1 pseudogene is annotated in these 245 nt (G+C 64.1%); it reads right to left on the reverse strand.

The features are described from left to right. Window positions 1–245 (reverse strand): annotated as a pseudogene (locus SB753_RS40305) (IS21 family transposase); the annotation flags it as partial.

The following is a 245-nucleotide window of genomic DNA, read 5'->3' on the forward strand; positions in this document are numbered from 1 at the left end:
GCCGGGTGCGCTCGTCCTGCAACACGTCCTCGACTGTCAGCTCGGGCCATTGCGGGTGCCGCATGTGCCAGGCTTCGCGACACTGGCCGGCAACCCATTCGTTCAGGATCTCGAGCGTCTCCCAGCGCCGTAGCGCGGCTTCGTGCCAAATCTGCCGTCGGCGGTCCTGAACGTTCTTCTCGACGATGCCTTTCTCCCAGCCTGCCGCCCGGTTACAGAAATCCGGCTCGAACAGGTAGTGACTG

This window comes from Paraburkholderia sp. SIMBA_053 (assembly GCF_046534895.1).
Taxonomy (GTDB): domain Bacteria; phylum Pseudomonadota; class Gammaproteobacteria; order Burkholderiales; family Burkholderiaceae; genus Paraburkholderia; species Paraburkholderia caledonica.